Below are 16,893 nucleotides of genomic sequence, written 5' to 3'. Positions count from 1 at the left end.
TGGCTGTATGGCCGAAAACAGGGCATCGGTGTACGCGGAGGGCGTCCCCTGCTGGGTGGACGCGCAGCTCCCCGACGTGGACGCGGGCAAGCGGTTCTACGGGGAGCTGTTCGGATGGGCCTTCGAGGAGGCGTACGGCTCCTCCGTGTGGGCCCGGCTGGACGGCGAGCCGGTCGCCGCCCTCGCCCACAAGACGGACGGGCGGATGCCCACGGTGTGGACGGTGTCCTTCGCCACCCCGGACGTGGAGGCGACCGTGCGCCGCATCCGCACGGCCGGCGGGCAGGTGGTGATCGCGCCGGTGCCGGTCGACGGGGCGGGCGTCGCGGCCCTGGCCGCCGACCCCGAGGGCGCGGTCTTCGGCCTGTGGCAGGCGGGCGGCCACCCCGGTTTCGGGGTGCGGCACCGGCCCGGCGCGTTCGCCTGGGCGCAGCTGTACGCCCGTGACACGGGGGCCGCCAACACCTTCTACGGCCACCTCTTCCACGAGGCCCTGTTCGGTCCGGGCGCCGAGCCCGACTTCGGGCGGGCGCCGGTCTCGGACGTCTTCCCCGACGTCATGCCGCCGCACTTCCTCGTCCACTTCGGCGTGGACGACTGCGAGGCGGTGCTCGGCACGGTGAGCAGGCTCGGGGGGCGGGTGCAGGCGGGGCCGTTCACCGCCTCGTACGGAACGGTGGCCGTCGTCACCGACAATCAAGGGGCGTCGTTCGCGCTGCTCCAGCGCTGAGCCGTGCCGAGGGTGCGGCGGGGGCGGGTGTGAGGGCGGGGACGTACGTGCGGGACGGGCGTGTGTGCGGGTGCCCGCTTGCGCGTATATGAAATGAGACACCCCGATTGTCGCGGGGTTCGCAACCGGTGGCCCGGCCAGGAAGAATCGGGGTGCGTGCCGCCACGGCGGTGCGGTGGTGAGACGCTGCACGGGGCCGCGTGCACATGTGGGTGGCGTGGCCCGTACGGGGAGGTGGCAGGCAAGTGGTGGATCAGCTGACGCAGCACGATCCGCGGCGGATCGGGCCGTTCGAGGTGCTGGGACGGCTGGGGGCCGGCGGCATGGGGCTGGTCTATCTCGCGCGTTCGGCCTCGGGCCGGCGGGTGGCGATCAAGACGGTCCGCACGGAACTGGCCGAGGACCAGCTGTTCCGGGTGCGCTTCACCCGCGAGGTGGAGGCGGCGCGGGCGGTCTCCGGCTTCTACACGGCCGCGGTCGTCGACGCCGATCCGCGGGCCGCCGTGCCGTGGCTGGCCACCGCCTACGTGCCCGCGCCCTCCCTCGAGGAGATAGTGAACGACTGCGGGCCGCTGCCGGCCCAGGCGGTGCGCTGGCTGGCGGCGGGCATCGCGGAGGCCCTCCACTCCATCCACGGCGCCGGGCTCGTCCACCGCGACCTGAAGCCCTCCAACGTCCTGGTCGTCGAGGACGGCCCCCGGGTGATCGACTTCGGCATCGCGTCCGGCGTCTCGAACACCCGTCTGACGATGACGAACGTCGCCGTCGGCACCCCCGCCTACATGTCCCCCGAGCAGGCCAAGGACTCGCGCAGCGTCACCGGCGCCAGCGACGTCTTCTCCCTCGGCTCGACCCTCGTCTTCGCGGCCACCGGCCATCCCCCGTTCCACGGCGCCAACCCGGTCGAGACGGTCTTCATGCTGCTGCGCGAGGGCCCCGACCTGAAGGGTCTGCCCGCCGAGCTGCGTCCGCTCATCGACTCCTGCATGCAGATGGAGGCCGCCGGCCGGCCCAGCCCCGCCGACCTCCAGGCCCAGCTGGCCCCCCACCTGTTCGGCTCCGGCTCCGACGACAGCGGTACGGCGTCGGCCTGGCTGCCCGAGAAGGCGGTCACCCTCATCGAGACGCGCCGCGGCGGCCGGCCGCCCGTCAAGGCGGCGGCGAGCCACCGCGGCGGCGGCGTCGGCATGGCCCGCCCCGCCGTTCCGCCGCCGCCCGCGCACGACCCCGTGGTGCCCGCCCGTACGGCGCCCGCGCCCGCCGCGGTCGGCGCCCCCGGCACGGGGCCCGTCCGGCTCGCCGGGGCGGCCGTGCCGATCGGGCCCGGCCCGCGGGTCGCCGACGTGCGGGCCACCGCCGCCGTCAAGGCTCCCGTGCCCGATCCCGGCCTGGTCGCCTCCTGGTCCCGGCCCCGCCCCGGCACGGCCGGCGCCGACCCGGCCCCCACGGCCGCGCCCCCGGCCGCCGCCGCGACCCCGGCGGGCTGGCGCCCCTGGCGGTTCCGCATGTCCAACGACGTCTGGGGCACCCCGGCCGTCGCGGGCGACCTCGTCTACGTCACCTCCTTCGAGGTGCACGCCCTGGACGTGGCCACCGGCCGGCGCCGCTTCAAGACGCGTGACGTGGCCTGGTCGATGGCGGTGGCGGACGGCCGTGTCGTCGCCTCCGACGGCCCCACCCTGTTCGCGCTGGACGCCCGCGAGGGCACCGACCTGTGGCGGCTGCCCACCGACTCCTGGGTGTACTGCCTCAGGGCCGACCGGGGCACCGTCGTCACCGGCACCCGCGGCGGCGGCGTCCAGGCCTGGGAGGCCTCCAGCGGGCAGAAGCTGTGGGAGGTCACCGGCTGTCAGACCGACTTCGAGTCCCCCGAGGCGGGTCCCACCCTCCACGACGGCACGGTCTACCTCTGGCAGGACGCCCGCCTGCGCGCCCTCGACGCCCGCACCGGCGACGAACGCTGGTCGTACCCCATCGGTGACGCCGCCTCCTGCGGCGGCGTCCCGGTCCGGGTGACCACGGCCCCCGACGGCTACGTCTACGTCTCGGCCGGCACCCGCGTCCTCGCCCTCGACGTGGCGAGCGGCATGGTCCGCTGGCACTTCGAGGCCCCCGCGGTCTTCCTCTCCCCGCCCACCTTCGTCCCCGGCCCGGCGGTCACGGGCGGCGGCGTCTACCTCGCCGACTACCTCGGCACGGTCTACGCCCTCGACGCCACCGACGGCCGCGACCGCTGGCGCATCGCCACCGAGGCCCGCTCCTCGGTCGACCCGGTGCTGGTCGCCGGGGGCCACGTCCACGTGGGCAGCGGCAAGGGCCTCTACACCCTCGACGCCGTCACCGGCACGCCCAAGTGGCGCTTCCAGGCGGGCGGCGACATCGTCGGCGCCCCCGCGGTGGCCGAGGGCCGCATCCACTTCGGCTCCACCGACCACCTCCTCTACACCCTCAAGGCCGACGACGGCCGCCTGCGCTGGAAGCTGGCGACCGGCGGCGAGATCACCGGCTCCCCGGTGGTCCGCGACGGCGTCGTCTACGCGTGCAGCAAGGACCGCTGCGTCTACGCCCTGGACGCGGAGAAGGGCACGGGCACCGCGCGGACGGCGTGACGCCGCCGGCGGGGACGGTGCCCGTGCCGAGGGGCGCGGGGCGCGCGCCGGGGCGCCCCGCGCGGACTCAGCCGAGGACGCGGACGGCCTGGTAGTAGGTCCAGGCGGTGCTGTTGCAGGTCGTCCTGGTGGCGCCCGTGTACGTGTTGCACACGCGCTTGAGGTCCTCGTAGAAGGCGCTGTCCAGGCGGGACTTGTTGGCGGAGAAGGCGCCGATGGCCTTGTAGTTGCGGTAGCCGAAGTCGTGCCGGGCGCAGGAGGTGGCGAAGGGGAAGCCGAGCGGGTTGTCCGGCGAGGAGGAGCAGTAGTCGGTCGACCAGTCGAAGCCGTACGCGGACCAGGCGGACTGGTTCGCGCGGGCGGCCGTCCACGAGCTGTAGCTCGACGCGCTGGTCTGCGTCCAGCCCGCGAGGACCTGCGGCTTGTCGGCGGGAGCGGCCCCGGCGGCGGTCGCCGTGACGAACACGGCACCGAGGGCGAGGGCCGGGGCGGCGAGAGCGGTGGCAAGTCTGCGGGTCATTCCCACACCTCCGTACGGCTGTTGCCCGCCTCTCGGGCAACAGGTGCATGTCAAGATGGTTGCCATCCGTGACGCGCGCTCACACCCCGTCAGGCCGACGACTTCGTGAACTCCGGGAGGTGCCGGGCGAGCGGAACATGACGTGCCGCTTCGCGCCGCCCCGCCGGCGGCCGCCGGACGCACCACGACCACCGGACGCGCGAAGGCCGTCGGACGCGTCGAGGCCGTCGCGGACACCGCACGACCGCCGGACGAATCAGGGCCGTCGGACACACCACGGCCGCGGCGGCTCCCCCTCCGCGCCGCCGCGGCCGATCGGTCCCCGTGGGATGAAGCCCTACTTGCCGCCGCGGTCCAGGTCCAGGGCGGGCGGAGCCGGCATGTTGTTGTCCATCGTCGTGATGGTCTCGCCGGCCGGCTCGCTCGGCATGTTGTTGTCCATCGTGGTGATGGTCTCGTCCGTCTTCGGCGGGCTGGGCATGTTGTTGTCCATCGCGGTGACGTCCGCGTTCTTCTTGTCGCTCATGGTCCCGGTTCCTCTGCTGCGGATGACGAATGGGGAACGCCCGTCCAGAAGCTCCCCCGAGGGCTGCCGGACGGGCGTTCGAAGCCGCACAGTAACCGTTCGGCTTCCGGTCAGACCGCCTGCCCCCCGACGCGACGGTGTGACACGTAGAAGAGTGCCGGACGCCGATAAACGAATGCTGAACGCCCCTGGAGCCGCCGGGGGTTCCTGGCCCTCCCCTACGCCGCGGTGGCGGGGGAGAGCAGGGCGCGGACGTCCTCGGCCTCGCCCGCGCCGTTCTGTTCGTAGAGGTTGAGCGCCTCACGCCAGCAGGCCTTCGACCGGTCCGCCTGGCCCAGCGCGGAGAGCGCGTGCCCGAGGAGCGTCAGCACGCTGCCCCGGGTCCGGTCGCCGCCGATGCACCCCGTGGCGAGGGCCTGTTCGGCGTGCTGTGCCGCCCGCGCGGGGCGACGCGCGGCGATGTGCGCCTCGGCGATCCTGAAGTGGGTGGTGCCCTCCCAGAGCCGCTGCCGGTGGTCCACGAAGATGGTCAGGGCCTCCGAGAACTGGCTGAGGGCCTCGGCGTGCCGGTCGGCCTTGGTCAGCGCCACCCCCAGGGCGTAGTACCCGTTCGCCAGCCGCATCGTGCTGCCCACCTCGATGTGGACGGCGAGGCCGTGCTGGGCGAACTCGACGGCCCTGGTGATGTCGCCCATCCCCATGTACGCCCGCGAGAGGTTGCCCAGGGCGGTCGCCTCGCACAGTCCGTTGCCGGCCGCCCGGAACCCCGCGATGGCCTGGTCGAAGAAGACCTTGCCGTCCTCGTACCGGCGCTGGTGCAGGGCGATGAGCCCCCGGTCCTGCGCGGCCCAGCTGGCGGCGGTGGCGTCCCCGGCGGCGATCGCGCACTCCATGGCCGACCGCGCCTCCTCCGCGGCCTGCTGGATGCGGCCGGAGACCAGCAGGACACTGGTGAGGGTGTTGCGCGCCCGGCCCTCCGCCCGCATGTCCCCGGCCCCCTGCGCCGCCTCGCACATGGCCACGGCCGTCGTCTCGTACTGCCGGGAGTTGGCGCCCGACTCCACCAGGTCCCGGGCCGCCCAGAGCAGGTCCACGGCCCGCCGCAGCCGCTCCGTCCCCGCCGCCTGCCGTACGCAGGCCAGGAGAGGGCCCGCCTCGGAGTAGAGCCAGTCCAGGGCCGCCGGGCCCTCGGCGAAGGTCAGCCCCGTGTACTCCGTCGGCTCCAGGTCGTCCACCAGCCGGTCCCCCGGCCGCTCGATCGCGTACACCCCCGCCGCCGTGGCCAGGTAGAAGTCCAGCAACCGCGACAGCGCCGCCCCCCGCTCGCTCGGCGGCCACTCGTCCCGCTCCGCGCAGGCACGCGCGTAGAGGCGGACCAGGTCGTGGAAGCGGTAGCGGCCCGGCGCGGCCGACTCCAGGAGGGAGGTGTCGACCAGCGACTCCAGCAGGTCCTCGGTCTCCTCCGGCGGCAGGTCGAGCACGGCCGCCGCCGCCGCGAGGGACAGGTCGGGGCCGTCGGCCAGACCGAGCAGCCGGAACGCGCGGGCCTGGGCCGGTTCCAGCTGGCCGTAGCCGAGTTCGAAGGTGGCCTTGACCGCGAGGTCGCCGGCCTGGAGCTCGTCGAGGCGGCGGCGTTCGTCGGCCAGCTTGGCGGCGAGGACGGACACCGTCCAGGTGCGCCGGGCCGCCAGCCGGGACGCGGCGATGCGGATCGCCAGGGGCAGGAAGCCGCAGGCGGCGACCACGTCCAGCGCGGCCTCGCGCTCCGACGCGACCCGCTCCCCGCCGACGATCTTCGTGAAGAGCGCGAGCGCCTCGTCGGGCGACATCACGTCCAGGTCGACGAGGTGCGCCCCGGCCAGGCCCACCATCCGCACCCGGGAGGTGACGAGGGCCGCGCAGCCCTCCGTGCCCGGCAGCAGCGGACGCACCTGGGCCGCGTCCCGGGCGTTGTCCAGCAGGACCAGCACGCGCCGGCCGTCCAGCACCGAGCGGTACAGCGCCGCCCGCTCCTCCAGGGAGTCCGGGATCGCCGAGTCGGGGGTGCCGAGGGCGCGCAGGAAGGCGCCCAGGACCGTGACGGGCTCGGCGGCCCGCGCGCCGGCGCCCTGGAGGTCGACGTAGAGCTGCCCGTCGGGGAAGGCGGGGCGGGCCCGGTGGGCCACGTGCACGGCGAGGGTCGTCTTGCCGACGCCGCCGATGCCCGCCAGCGCCGACACGGCCATCACCCGGCCGCCGCCTCCGCCGTCGCCCTCGCCGGACGCCCCGGCGAGCACCTCGCTCAGCTCGGTCACGAAGGCGGAGCGGCCCGTGAAGTCGGGAACCGTCGCCGGGAGCTGGGCGGGCCGCACCGGTGCGGCGGACGGCTCGGCCTGCGGCGCCGAGGGCTCCGCCAGGTCCGGGTCGGCCTGCAGGATGCGGCGCTGGAGGTCGCGCAGGCCCGGTCTCGGGTCGACACCGAGCTCCTCCGCCAGCAGGCGCCGGGTGTCGGCGTACACGGCGAGGGCCTCCGCCTGCCGGCCGCCGCGGTACAGCGCCAGCATCAGCAGCTCCCGCAGCCGCTCGCGCAGCGGGTACGCCGCCGTCAGCGCGGTCAGCTCGGAGACGGCCTCCGCGTGGCAGCCCTGCTCCAGGTCCAGGTCGAGGCGGGACTCGAGGAGGCCGAGCCGCCACTCCTCCAGCCGCACGCGCTGCGCCTCCGCGTACGGTCCCGGCACGCCGGCCAGCGTCTCCCCGTCCCACAGGCCGAGCGCGCGGTTCAGCAGGTCCCGCGCCCGGCCGAGGGCACCGGACGCCCTCGCCTTCTCCGCCTCGGCGGCCCATTCCTGAGCCGTCGTCAGGTCCAGCGCGCCCTCGCCGAGCCCGCGCACCGCGTAGCCGCCCGACTCGCTGACCAGGACGTCCGGGTCGAGGACCTTCCGCAGCCGGGAGGCGTACGTCCGCACCGCCGCCAGCGCCTGCGACGGCGGCTCCTCGCCCCACAGCGCGTCGATCAGCTCGGCGGCGGTGGCGGTACGGCCCTCGCGCAGCAGGAGGGCGGCGAGCAGGGCGCGTTGCTGGGGTGAACCGGTGGCCAGCGGCTCCTCGCCGCGCCGGGCGCGCACCGGGCCGAGCACGTCGAAGCGCAACGCCGCCGGCTCCCGATGGGAGTCGTGACGCTTCTGCTCCGGCACGCGCGGTACACGGTCGTCCATCGGGCTCCCCCTAGGCATGATGACCAACTATGTCAGTTTGCCCTGTGCGTGCCCGGACCGTCAGCCGTGGGAGACGCCGATCACAGGGCGGCGCGGGGGAGTCCACACACCCGGCACACGATCTGCGCACACTTTCGCCCACAGACGGCCACCGGAGGCCTCCGGCACCACTGTTGACGGCCCGTCAACCCGGCTCCACTGCGACCTCCCCGATCAGCCGTCCAGATCCACCCGCACGGTCAGCAGGTCCCTCCCGCGTGCGCGGACAAGGTCGGAGTGTCCGCACTCGGACACCTGGGCGCGCCGAACGACGGCAAGCTGCTGTGGGCGGACTGCGTGGGTGGGGCGGTGTGGTGAGGACGAGCCGTCCGCACGGGTCCGGCGCGGCCATACTGGAAGCCGGAGCCAGGCCCGCCCACCAGGAGCAGATCATGAGCGCACAGCCCGAACACGGCTGGGGAGCGATGCCCCTCCCGGAGATCCGTACGGTGGACGACCTGCGCGGCGCGCTCAGCCGCTACGGGTTTCCGGGCGACCGGGAACGCTTCGAGGAGGAACTGGCGGCAGCCACAGGAGCCGCTCCCACCAACGACTTCGCAGGCGCCGCGGCAGTGGTCCGGGCCTACCGGCACCGGATCCTGATCCGGAACTCGCCCGAGGTCATGGCCGCCCTGGAGGATGCGCGGGCCGAAGGCGGCCGTACGTGAGCGGAGTCCCGTGGGAGGAGGCCGAGCCTGCGGGGAAGGCGTTCGGTGACCTGACGGAGGGGGAGCGGGAGGTGGTCCGGGAAGCACTCGCGGCCATCGGCCGGGACCCGGCGGTCGGCCGGGAGATCCCCGGACGGCGGCCACCGTCCGTCGAGTACGAGTGCACGTACCCGACGCCCCCGGCCCGCGACGTGGCCGAGGTGATCACGGTCGTCTACAGGTCGAGTACGGCTCGAAGCCCGTTCTCGACGGCCTCCATGATCCGCTCGTCCACCGGTCCCAGGTCTTCGGTGAAGCGGGTGGCGGACAGGGTCCGGAACTCGCCGAGCACGATGGTGCCCGCCGAAGGCGAACCCACGGGGATGTCCACGAGTGTGGCCTCGCGGACCCGCTGCGGATAGATCAGCACGCAGGTGGCCGACTTGTGCTGATCGTTGAGGGCGTCGGACGAGATCACCAGAACATGCGCGGGGCCCCCGGCGAAGCGCAGTTCGTAGACATGCCCTCGCTTCACCGGCCGGCCACCCGTCCCCACCGCTCCAGCGTGGCCTCTTCGCTCTCGGAGGGCTCCGCGACCGTCGTCGTGATGCCGGCCTCGGCGCGCACCCGCGCGGACTTCGCCATCTCCTCGGCGAGCATCTCCCGACGCAGTATGCGAGCCGTATAGGCGGAGGCGTTGCCCTTGGCCTTCACGAAGGCCGCCACCTCGTCGGGCAGACTCATCGTCATGTTGATCGTCATGCCGTCATCATACTGACCTTCATGTCGAGGAACGCCGGGACGGGAAACGCGAACGTCAAGGAAGAGGTCGGCTCCGGCCGCCGGCGGAGCGCGCGCGCCTGCGTCGTCGCAGCGGTGCCGTCGCCCACACGGTCAGTCCCACGAGGGAGACGATCAGCGTCCCTCCGACGACGACGGGGACGGCCGCCGCGAGGGCGAAGGCCGGCAGGAGCTCCGCCAAGCCCGGTTCCTCGCCCATGGTGCTTCCGCCCCGTGCCATGAACGTCATGACGCCGACGGCATCCGGCCGGTTGCGGGGGCCGTCCGGAACCCGGCGATGCCCGGCGTACGGCGCCCGGTCCACCGCGCCCGCCGCACCGGTGGAACCCGAATATGCCGACCGGTCGGTATGGACACCGGCCCGGTCTCCCGGTACAGATGACGGCGACGGCACCCGCGCCGGGGAGCCGCCCGCCACGAAAGGCCGCCCATGCGCATCGCCGTCACCGTCTTCCTCACCGACGAGACGATCAGCCCCACCCGCCTCGCCCGTGAGCTGGAGCAGCGGGGCTTCGCCGGGCTGTACCTCCCCGAGCACACGCACATCCCCGTGGAGCGCACCACCCCGTACCCCGCGGGCGGCGACCTGCCCCCCGAGTACGGCCGTACGCTCGACCCCTTCGTCGCCCTCGGCCAGGCGGCGGCCGTGACGGAGCGCCTGGGGCTCGGCACCGGGATCACCCTCGTCGCCCAGCACGACCCGATCGACCTCGCCAAGCGGATCGCGACGCTGGACCACCTCTCCGGCGGCCGCTTCACCCTCGGGCTCGGCTTCGGCTGGAACGTGGAGGAGGCCGCCGACCACGGCGTCGAGTGGCGCACCCGCCGTGAACTGGTCCGCGACCGGATGGCGCTGATGCGGGCGCTGTGGAGCGGAGAACCCACCGCCTACGAGGGGGAGTTCGGCGGCGTGCGGGCCAGCCACGCGTACCCCAAGCCCGTGCAGGAGCCGCGCGGTCCGGTCACCGGGCCCCGCACCCTCGTCGGCGGCGCCGCCGGTCCGAAGCTGTTCGCGCACATCTGCGAGTACGCCGACGGCTGGCTGCCGATCGGCGGGCGCGGCCTGTCCGAGTCGCTGCCCGTGCTGCGCGCGGCCTGGGCGGACGCGGGCCGCGACCCGGCGGGTCTCCAGGTCGTGCCGTACGCCGTCCACCCCTCGCCCGGCAAGCTCGCGCACTACGCCGAACTGGGCATCGAGGAGGTCGTGGTGCAGCTCCCGCCGGCCGGGGAGGCGGACGTCCTGAAGGCCCTCGACGCGTGCGCCCCCCACCTGACCGGCTCCCCGACCGCCGGCGGCACGGCGTGACGCGCGGCCGGAAGGCGATCGCGGCCGAAAGGCGATCCCGGCGCCCCCGCCGGTCCTGATCAGCCCGAACGTATGCTCAGTGGATGACGACCTCCGCGATCTCCGGAACCGGCCCCACCGAGAACTCGTTGCGTCGCGCCCTCAAACGTGCCCGGGACGGCGTCGCCCTCGACGTCGCCGAGGCGGCGGTCCTGCTCCAGGCCCGGGGCGAGCACCTCGTCGACCTGGCCGCGTCCGCCGCCCGGGTGCGGGACGCGGGCCTGGAGGCGGCCGGGCGGCCCGGCGTCATCACGTACTCCAAGAGCGTCTTCGTCCCGCTGACCCGGCTGTGCCGGGACAAGTGCCACTACTGCACGTTCGTCACCGTGCCCGGCAAGCTGCGGCGCGCCGGGCACGGGATGTTCATGTCCCCGGACGAGGTGCTCGACATCGCCCGCAAGGGCGCGGCCCTCGGCTGCAAGGAAGCGCTCATCACCCTCGGCGACAAGCCCGAGGACCGCTGGCCCGAGGCGCGCGAGTGGCTCGACGCGCACGGCTACGACGACACCGTCGCCTACGTCCGCGCGATCTCCGTCCGCATCCTGGAGGAGACCGGCCTGCTGCCGCACCTCAACCCGGGCGTCGTGACCTGGACGGACTTCCAGCGGCTCAAGCCGGTCGCCCCGTCGATGGGCATGATGCTGGAGACGACCGCGACCCGGCTGTGGTCCGAGCCCGGCGGCCCGCACTTCGGCTCCCCGGACAAGGAACCGGCCGTGCGCCTGCGCGTCCTGGAGGACGCCGGCCGCTCCTCCGTCCCGTTCACCTCGGGGATCCTGATCGGCATCGGGGAGACGTACGAGGAGCGCGCCGAGTCGCTGTTCGCGCTCCGCAAGGTCTCCCGCGCCTACCACGGCATTCAGGAACTGATCATCCAGAACTTCCGCGCCAAGCCGGACACGGCGATGCGCGGCATGCCCGACGCCGAACTCGACGAACTGGTGGCGACGGTGGCCGTCGCCCGCCACCTCATGGGCCCGAGCGCCTGCCTCCAGGCCCCGCCCAACCTGGTGGCCGGCGAGTACGAGCGGCTGATCGGCGCGGGCATCGACGACTGGGGCGGGGTGTCCCCGCTCACCATCGACCACGTCAACCCCGAACGCCCCTGGCCGCAGATCGACGAACTCGCCGCGCGGTCGGCGGCGGCCGGCTTCGAGATGCGCGAACGGCTCTGCGTCTACCCGGAGTTCGTGCGGCGGGGCGAGCCGTGGCTGGACCCGCGCCTGCTGCCGCACGTGCGCGCGCTCGCCGACCCCGACACGGGCCTGGCCGCGCCGGACGCCGTCGTCGAGGGCCGGCCGTGGCAGGAACCGGAGGACACCTTCGAGGCCACCGGCCGCACCGACCTGCACCGCACCATCGACACCGACGGCCGCACCTCCGACCGCCGCGACGACTTCGACGAGGTGTACGGCGACTGGGGCGCCCTGCGGGAGGCCGCCGCGCCCGGCATGGCACCGGAGCGCATCGACACCGACGTACGGCAGGCGCTGGCGACGGCGGCCGACGACCCGACGAGGCTGACGGACGACGAGGCGCTGGCCCTGCTGCACGCCGACGGGCCCGCGCTCGACGCCCTGTGCCGCGTCGCCGACGACGTCCGCAGGTCGGCGGTCGGCGACGACGTCACCTACATCGTCACGCGGAACATCAACTTCACCAACGTCTGCTACACCGGCTGCCGCTTCTGCGCCTTCGCGCAGCGCCGCACCGACGCCGACGCCTACACGCTCTCCCTGGACCAGGTGGCCGACCGCGCCCGGCAGGCCTGGGACGTCGGCGCGGTGGAGGTCTGCATGCAGGGGGGCATCCACCCCGACCTGCCCGGCACGGCGTACTTCGACATCGCGAGGGCGGTGAAGGAGCGGGTGCCGGGGATGCACGTGCACGCCTTCTCGCCGATGGAGGTCGTCAACGGGGCGACCCGCACCGGCCTGTCGATCCGCGAGTGGCTGACGGCCGCCAAGGAGGCCGGCCTGGACACCATCCCCGGCACGGCCGCCGAGATCCTCGACGACGAGGTCCGCTGGGTCCTCACCAAGGGCAAGCTGCCGGCGGCGACCTGGATCGAGGTCGTCACCACGGCCCACGAACTGGGCATCCGCTCCTCGTCGACGATGATGTACGGCCACGTCGACCAGCCCCGGCACTGGCTCGGCCACCTGCGCACCCTGGCCGGGATCCAGCAACGCACCGGCGGCTTCACGGAGTTCGTGACGCTCCCCTTCATCCACACCAACGCGCCGGTGTACCTGGCCGGCATCGCCCGCCCCGGCCCGACCGTGCGCGACAACCGCGCGGTCACGGCGATGGCCCGCCTGCTGCTCCACCCGCACATCCCGAACATCCAGACCAGCTGGGTGAAACTGGGCGCCGAGGGCGCGGCCGAGATGCTCCGCTCCGGGGCGAACGACCTCGGCGGCACCCTGATGGAGGAGACGATCTCCCGCATGGCGGGCTCCTCCTACGGCTCCTACAAGTCGGTGCGGGACCTGGTCGCGGTCGCCGAAGCGGCCGGACGCCCGGCGAGGCCCCGCACGACCCTGTACGGCGAGGTGCCCGAGGAGCGGCAGCGGGCCGCCGCGGCGTCCGACGGCCATCTGCCGGAACTGCTGCCGGTGCTGGACTGAGGGCGGGCCGGCGGGCGGGCGGGGCCGGGTGACCGTGAGCCTGGGGAAGCCGGGGCGTCCGCCGGACTGGGGGCCGGGGGACCGGGGGCCTCGCAGTACGATGATCGGGCTCCCGGCGTCGGGGGCCCGAGACTGAGGAGATGCGTGCCCGTGCCTGCCCGCCGGCTTCCTTCGTGGGCCTGGGTCACCGGTCTGACAGCCGGCGCGATCGTCGTGGTCGGCGCCCTGACGGTGAAGGCCGAACAGGGCCCGCACCCGACGGCGGCGACGGCGAAGCCGTCCGCCGCCGCCTCCGCGGACGCCAAGCCCTCGGCCTCCCCCTCCCCGACCCCCACGGCCGCGCCCGTCCCCGACGCCTCGGGCACGGGCCGCCGTATCGTCTACTCCCTCGGCCAGGACCGGGTCTGGCTGGTCGACGCCGACGACGCGGCCCGCCGCACCTTCACGGTCTGGCCGGGCACCGTGGACCCGGCGTCCGGCAGCTACACGGTCTCCCTGCGCAAGGACGCCACCACCGGCTCCGACGGCGTGCAGATCGAGCACATCATCTACTTCTCCGCGAGGTCGGGCGTCAACATCGCCTTCTCCAACGCGGTCGACGGCTCCTCCCCGCCCCCCGCCTCGGGGACGCGGACCGGTGGCATCCGCATGCCGAAGGCGGACGGGGCGGCCCTGTGGGCGTTCGGCGCGACGGGGACGAACGTCCGGGTCGTGGAGTAACCACCGCGCGACCGGGCCCCGGCGCCGGCCGGCGGGCACCGCGGGTGCGCGGGCCGTGGCCGCCGCGGTGGAGGCCCGCCCGAAGAACGCGGCCGGCATGTTCACGGCTCCTCCCGATCCTCCGGCCCCGTTCGATTACAGTGACGGACGTCGTACGTACGGACGGTGTCCGGGAGGTCTGGGTGGGTGCGACGGGCGGTGCCGTCTGGGGACGTACCGAGCAGCAGGACTTCCGCAGCCGGGTGCGCGGCACCCTGCTCGGCGCCGCGGTGGGGGACGCCCTCGGGGCGGCCGTCGACCGGACCGGGCTGGAGGAGATACGGCGGGCGCACGGGCCCGAGGGGCTCGTCGACCTGGTGCCCGCCTACGGGCGGCGCGGCGCCGTCACCCATCTCACCCAGCTGACCCTGTTCAGCGTGGACGGGCTGATCCGGGCCCAGGTCCGCCGTGACACCGGCGCCTGGCACCCGCCGACCGATCTGCACCGGGCCTACCGCAGATGGGCCGCCACCCAGCGCGACTGGGGGCCCGACCTGCGCCGCAAGGACGACGGCTGGCTGGCCCACCAGGAGTGGCTGTACGTCCGCCGCGACCCCGCCCGTTCCCTGCTGCTCGGCTTCGGCGACGACACCATGGGCACCCCGGACGCACCCAGGGATCCCGGCGAGGACGGCCCCGAGGCCGCCGTCCGCTCCGCGCCCTTCGGGCTGCTCGTCGGCTGGGAGCCGCACCTGGTGGCGCAACTGGCCGTGGAGTGCGCGGCGCAGACCCACGGCCACCCGTGCGGGTACCTCGCGGCGGGCGCCTACGCGGTCACCGTGCACGCGCTGGCCCGCGGCGCCGGTCTCGACGGCGCGGTGCGGCGGGCGCTCGCCCTGCTGTCCGCCCGGCCGGGGCACGAGCCGGTGTCGGAGGCGCTGCGGCACGCGCTGGACGCCGCGGCGCGGGGGGCGCCCGGCCCGGCGCGGGGGGAGGGACCGGCCGCACCGGGGACGGCCCCGGCCGTGCTCGCGGCCGCCGTCCACTGCGCCCTGGTCGCCGAGGACGTACGGCACGGGCTGCGGCTCGCCGTCAACCACGGCGGCCCGTCGGCCGCGACCGGCGCTCTGACCGGCGGGCTGCTCGGGGCCCTGCACGGCGAGACGGCCCTCCCGCCGGCCTGGCTGGCCGAACTGGAGGGCCGTCCCACGATCCTGGAGCTGGCGGACGACTTCGCGATGGAGATGACCCAGGGGCCGGCCCTGCACACCCCGACGGGCGCGTCCCCGGGCTGGCTCGCCCGGTACCCGCGGGGCGTCTGACCGCGCCGCCGTCCGCCGGCGGCGCGGTCAGACGTTCAGTCCTTCACGGGCGCCGGCGTCGCGTCGCGCGGCGCGGGCACCTCGGCCGCGGCGGCGGCCGCCCCGCCGCCCCCGTCCGTGTTGATCCGGTCGATGATCGCGAGCCGTTCCGGGGTGTCCTCCGGCTTCAGGAAGCCGATGAGGACGTAGAGGACCAGGGAGACCGCGAGCGGCACGGACACCTGGTACTGGAGCGGGACGCCGCCGTCGACGTTCCAGTTGATCGGGTAGTTGACCAGCCAGAAGGCCAGCAGGCCCATGGACCAGCTCACCAGCGCCGCGGTCGGGCCGGAGCGGCGGAACGGCCGCAGCAGACCGAGCATCATCGGGATCGCCATCGGGCCCATCAGACCGGCCACCCACTTGATGACGACGGTGATGATGTCCTTGAACGCGGGCGAGTTGACCTGGGTGGCCGCCGCCATGGACAGGGCGAGGAAGACGACCGTCGCGATCCGGGCCGCGATCAGCCCCGACCGCTGGTTCCAGGCCCGCGCCCGTGCCGAGATCACCGGCGCGCAGTCACGGGTGAAGACGGCGGCGATGGCGTTGGCGTCGGAGGAGCACATCGCCATCGTGTGGGAGAAGAACCCGACGATGACCAGGCCCAGCAAGCCGTGCGGCAGCAGCTGTTCGGTCATCAGGCCGTAGGAGTCGGAGCCGTCCGGCTTCTGCGACTCGACCAGCAGCGGGGACATCCACATCGGGTAGAACAGCACCAGCGGCCACACCAGCCACAGCACCGCCGACAGCCGCGCCGAGCGCTCGGCCTCCTTCGGGGTGGCGGTGGCCATGTAGCGCTGGGCCTGGTTGAGCATGCCGCCGTTGTACTCGAACAGCTTGATGAACAGGAACGCGAGCAGGAACACCGTGCCGTACGGCCCCACCAGCGGCTTCCCGTGGCCCTGGAGCTCGGGCTCGTCCCACGCGCCGAGGAAGCCGATGCCGAGGTCGGACAGCTCCAGCACCACGGCGACGAACATGGCGACGCCCGCGAGGAGTTGGATGATGAACTGCCCCAACTCGGTGAGGGCGTCGGCCCACAGGCCGCCGATCGTGCAGTAGACGGCCGTGATGGCGCCGGTGATGAGGATGCCCTGGTTCAGCGAGATCCCGGTGAACACGGACAGCAGGGTGGCGATCGCGGCCCACTTGGCGCCCACGTCCACGATCTTCAGCAGCATCCCGGACCAGGCCAGCGCCTGCTGCGTCTTGAGGTCGTAGCGGTTCTTCAGGTACTCCAGCGGGGAGGCCACGTGCAGCCGTGAGCGCAACCGGTTGATGCGGGGCGCGAACAGCCGGGAACCGATCGCGATGCCCAGGGCGATCGGGAAGGACCAGGTGATGAACGAGGTGACGCCGTAGGTGTAGGCGATGCCGGCGTAACCGGTGAACATGACCGCGCTGTAGCCCGACATGTGGTGCGAGATGCCCGACAGCCACCACGGCATCTTGCCGCCGGCCGTGAAGAAGTCGCTGACGTTGTCGACCCGTTTGTGGGACCAGACACCGATGGCGACCATCACGCCGAAATAGCCGATGAGCACGGCCCAGTCGAGACCGTTCATGTGCGTCCTCCCAGGGTTCAGCCCGGCGCTCATCGTGGGCGCTGGTGCGTGAACACGACAAGGCGACGTAAGGTCAAGGGGAGGCAAAAACATTCGGTATGGTGGTCTCGGTTCACCCATGTGAACACCTTGTGCCGGTTCTCCGGCGTTGACCAGCAGCGACCGTCCGGCGCCCGCCCGCACCCGGTCCTTCAGGTGATCGACGCCACCGACCTGCGGCGGTA

The 16,893-nt window shown here is 73.8% G+C and carries 14 protein-coding genes; 7 read left to right on the top strand and 7 right to left on the bottom strand.

Going from position 1 to position 16,893, the window contains the following annotated elements; all coding sequences use genetic code 11:
* Window positions 1-7 precede the first annotated feature (7 nt).
* Together kbpA and afsK are read left to right on the top strand one after the other, a co-directional pair.
* Window positions 8-730 carry an AfsK-binding protein KbpA gene (gene kbpA, locus ACZ5FU_RS13630; RefSeq protein WP_451526022.1) on the top strand — a complete coding sequence of 241 codons (723 nt, stop codon included), beginning with the start codon at window positions 8-10 and terminating at the stop codon, window positions 728-730.
* A gap of 245 nt (window positions 731-975) precedes the next feature.
* Window positions 976-3,339 carry a protein serine/threonine kinase AfsK gene (gene afsK / locus ACZ5FU_RS13625; protein ID WP_451526021.1) on the top strand — a complete coding sequence of 788 codons (2,364 nt, stop codon included), beginning with the start codon at window positions 976-978 and terminating at the stop codon, window positions 3,337-3,339.
* Between the two features lie 67 nt (window positions 3,340-3,406).
* Here afsK and ACZ5FU_RS13620 read toward each other — a convergent pair whose 3' ends face one another.
* The 3 genes from ACZ5FU_RS13620 to afsR form a co-directional block, all read right to left on the bottom strand.
* Window positions 3,407-3,859 (bottom strand): phospholipase, encoded by a 453-nt coding sequence (locus ACZ5FU_RS13620; RefSeq protein ID WP_451526020.1) that lies wholly within the window; start codon window positions 3,857-3,859, stop codon window positions 3,407-3,409.
* A 337-nt stretch (window positions 3,860-4,196) separates the two neighbouring features.
* Window positions 4,197-4,385 carry a regulatory protein AfsS gene (gene afsS / locus ACZ5FU_RS13615; RefSeq protein ID WP_403579854.1) on the bottom strand — a complete coding sequence of 63 codons (189 nt, stop codon included), beginning with the start codon at window positions 4,383-4,385 and terminating at the stop codon, window positions 4,197-4,199.
* A gap of 218 nt (window positions 4,386-4,603) precedes the next feature.
* Complete coding sequence (gene afsR, locus ACZ5FU_RS13610; protein WP_469045356.1) at window positions 4,604-7,579, bottom strand: SARP-family global regulator AfsR; 2,976 nt, start codon at window positions 7,577-7,579, stop codon at window positions 4,604-4,606.
* A gap of 431 nt (window positions 7,580-8,010) precedes the next feature.
* Between afsR and ACZ5FU_RS13605 the strand changes: the two genes are divergently transcribed.
* On the top strand, window positions 8,011-8,286 hold the full coding sequence (locus ACZ5FU_RS13605) for a hypothetical protein (protein WP_469045355.1): 276 nt from the start codon (window positions 8,011-8,013) through the stop codon (window positions 8,284-8,286).
* A gap of 214 nt (window positions 8,287-8,500) precedes the next feature.
* Here ACZ5FU_RS13605 and ACZ5FU_RS13600 read toward each other — a convergent pair whose 3' ends face one another.
* Genes ACZ5FU_RS13600 through ACZ5FU_RS13590 form a run of 3 tightly spaced genes read right to left on the bottom strand, consistent with a single transcriptional unit; the run spans window position 8,501 to window position 9,295 of the window.
* Window positions 8,501-8,800 (bottom strand): type II toxin-antitoxin system PemK/MazF family toxin, encoded by a 300-nt coding sequence (locus ACZ5FU_RS13600; protein ID WP_469045354.1) that lies wholly within the window; start codon window positions 8,798-8,800, stop codon window positions 8,501-8,503.
* On the bottom strand, window positions 8,797-9,027 hold the full coding sequence (locus ACZ5FU_RS13595; protein ID WP_401476436.1) for a hypothetical protein: 231 nt from the start codon (window positions 9,025-9,027) through the stop codon (window positions 8,797-8,799). The genes ACZ5FU_RS13600 and ACZ5FU_RS13595 overlap by 4 nt, the downstream gene beginning before the upstream one ends.
* A gap of 55 nt (window positions 9,028-9,082) precedes the next feature.
* Window positions 9,083-9,295 (bottom strand): hypothetical protein, encoded by a 213-nt coding sequence (locus ACZ5FU_RS13590; protein WP_469045353.1) that lies wholly within the window; start codon window positions 9,293-9,295, stop codon window positions 9,083-9,085.
* A gap of 201 nt (window positions 9,296-9,496) precedes the next feature.
* Between ACZ5FU_RS13590 and ACZ5FU_RS13585 the strand changes: the two genes are divergently transcribed.
* The 4 genes from ACZ5FU_RS13585 (at window position 9,497) to ACZ5FU_RS13570 (ending at window position 15,062) form a co-directional block, all read left to right on the top strand.
* Window positions 9,497-10,372, top strand: a complete 876-nt coding sequence (locus tag ACZ5FU_RS13585) for an LLM class F420-dependent oxidoreductase (RefSeq protein ID WP_451526014.1) — start codon at window positions 9,497-9,499, stop codon at window positions 10,370-10,372.
* A gap of 83 nt (window positions 10,373-10,455) precedes the next feature.
* Window positions 10,456-13,041: a bifunctional FO biosynthesis protein CofGH gene (locus ACZ5FU_RS13580; RefSeq protein WP_469045352.1), complete on the top strand. Its 2,586-nt coding sequence runs from the start codon at window positions 10,456-10,458 to the stop codon at window positions 13,039-13,041.
* Window positions 13,042-13,185: 144 nt separating this feature from the next.
* Window positions 13,186-13,761, top strand: a complete 576-nt coding sequence (locus ACZ5FU_RS13575) for a hypothetical protein (RefSeq protein ID WP_451526012.1) — start codon at window positions 13,186-13,188, stop codon at window positions 13,759-13,761.
* A 182-nt stretch (window positions 13,762-13,943) separates the two neighbouring features.
* A complete protein-coding gene (locus tag ACZ5FU_RS13570) occupies window positions 13,944-15,062 on the top strand; it encodes an ADP-ribosylglycohydrolase family protein (RefSeq protein WP_468646177.1) in 1,119 nt (372 codons plus the stop codon).
* 35 nt (window positions 15,063-15,097) lie between these two features.
* Here the strand turns inward: ACZ5FU_RS13570 and ACZ5FU_RS13565 are convergent, their stop codons facing one another.
* Window positions 15,098-16,669: a sodium:solute symporter family protein gene (locus tag ACZ5FU_RS13565; protein WP_451778049.1), complete on the bottom strand. Its 1,572-nt coding sequence runs from the start codon at window positions 16,667-16,669 to the stop codon at window positions 15,098-15,100.
* Window positions 16,670-16,893: the final 224 nt, after the last annotated feature.

Source organism: Streptomyces sp. NPDC031554, assembly GCF_055580685.1.
This window is presented reverse-complemented; position numbering and strand designations above follow the sequence as displayed.

Bases quoted from the DNA above. Each gene is read 5' to 3' on its own strand.
- kbpA (WP_451526022.1), top strand. From the start codon at position 8: ATGGCCGAAAACAGGGCATCGGTGTACGCGGAGGGCGTCCCCTGCTGG.
- ACZ5FU_RS13620 (WP_451526020.1), bottom strand. From the start codon at position 3,859: ATGACCCGCAGACTTGCCACCGCTCTCGCCGCCCCGGCCCTCGCCCTC.
- afsS (WP_403579854.1), bottom strand. From the start codon at position 4,385: ATGAGCGACAAGAAGAACGCGGACGTCACCGCGATGGACAACAACATG.
- afsR (WP_469045356.1), bottom strand. From the start codon at position 7,579: ATGGACGACCGTGTACCGCGCGTGCCGGAGCAGAAGCGTCACGACTCC.
- ACZ5FU_RS13605 (WP_469045355.1), top strand. From the start codon at position 8,011: ATGAGCGCACAGCCCGAACACGGCTGGGGAGCGATGCCCCTCCCGGAG.
- ACZ5FU_RS13595 (WP_401476436.1), bottom strand. From the start codon at position 9,027: ATGACGATCAACATGACGATGAGTCTGCCCGACGAGGTGGCGGCCTTC.
- ACZ5FU_RS13590 (WP_469045353.1), bottom strand. From the start codon at position 9,295: ATGACGTTCATGGCACGGGGCGGAAGCACCATGGGCGAGGAACCGGGC.
- ACZ5FU_RS13585 (WP_451526014.1), top strand. From the start codon at position 9,497: ATGCGCATCGCCGTCACCGTCTTCCTCACCGACGAGACGATCAGCCCC.
- ACZ5FU_RS13580 (WP_469045352.1), top strand. From the start codon at position 10,456: ATGACGACCTCCGCGATCTCCGGAACCGGCCCCACCGAGAACTCGTTG.
- ACZ5FU_RS13565 (WP_451778049.1), bottom strand. From the start codon at position 16,669: ATGAACGGTCTCGACTGGGCCGTGCTCATCGGCTATTTCGGCGTGATG.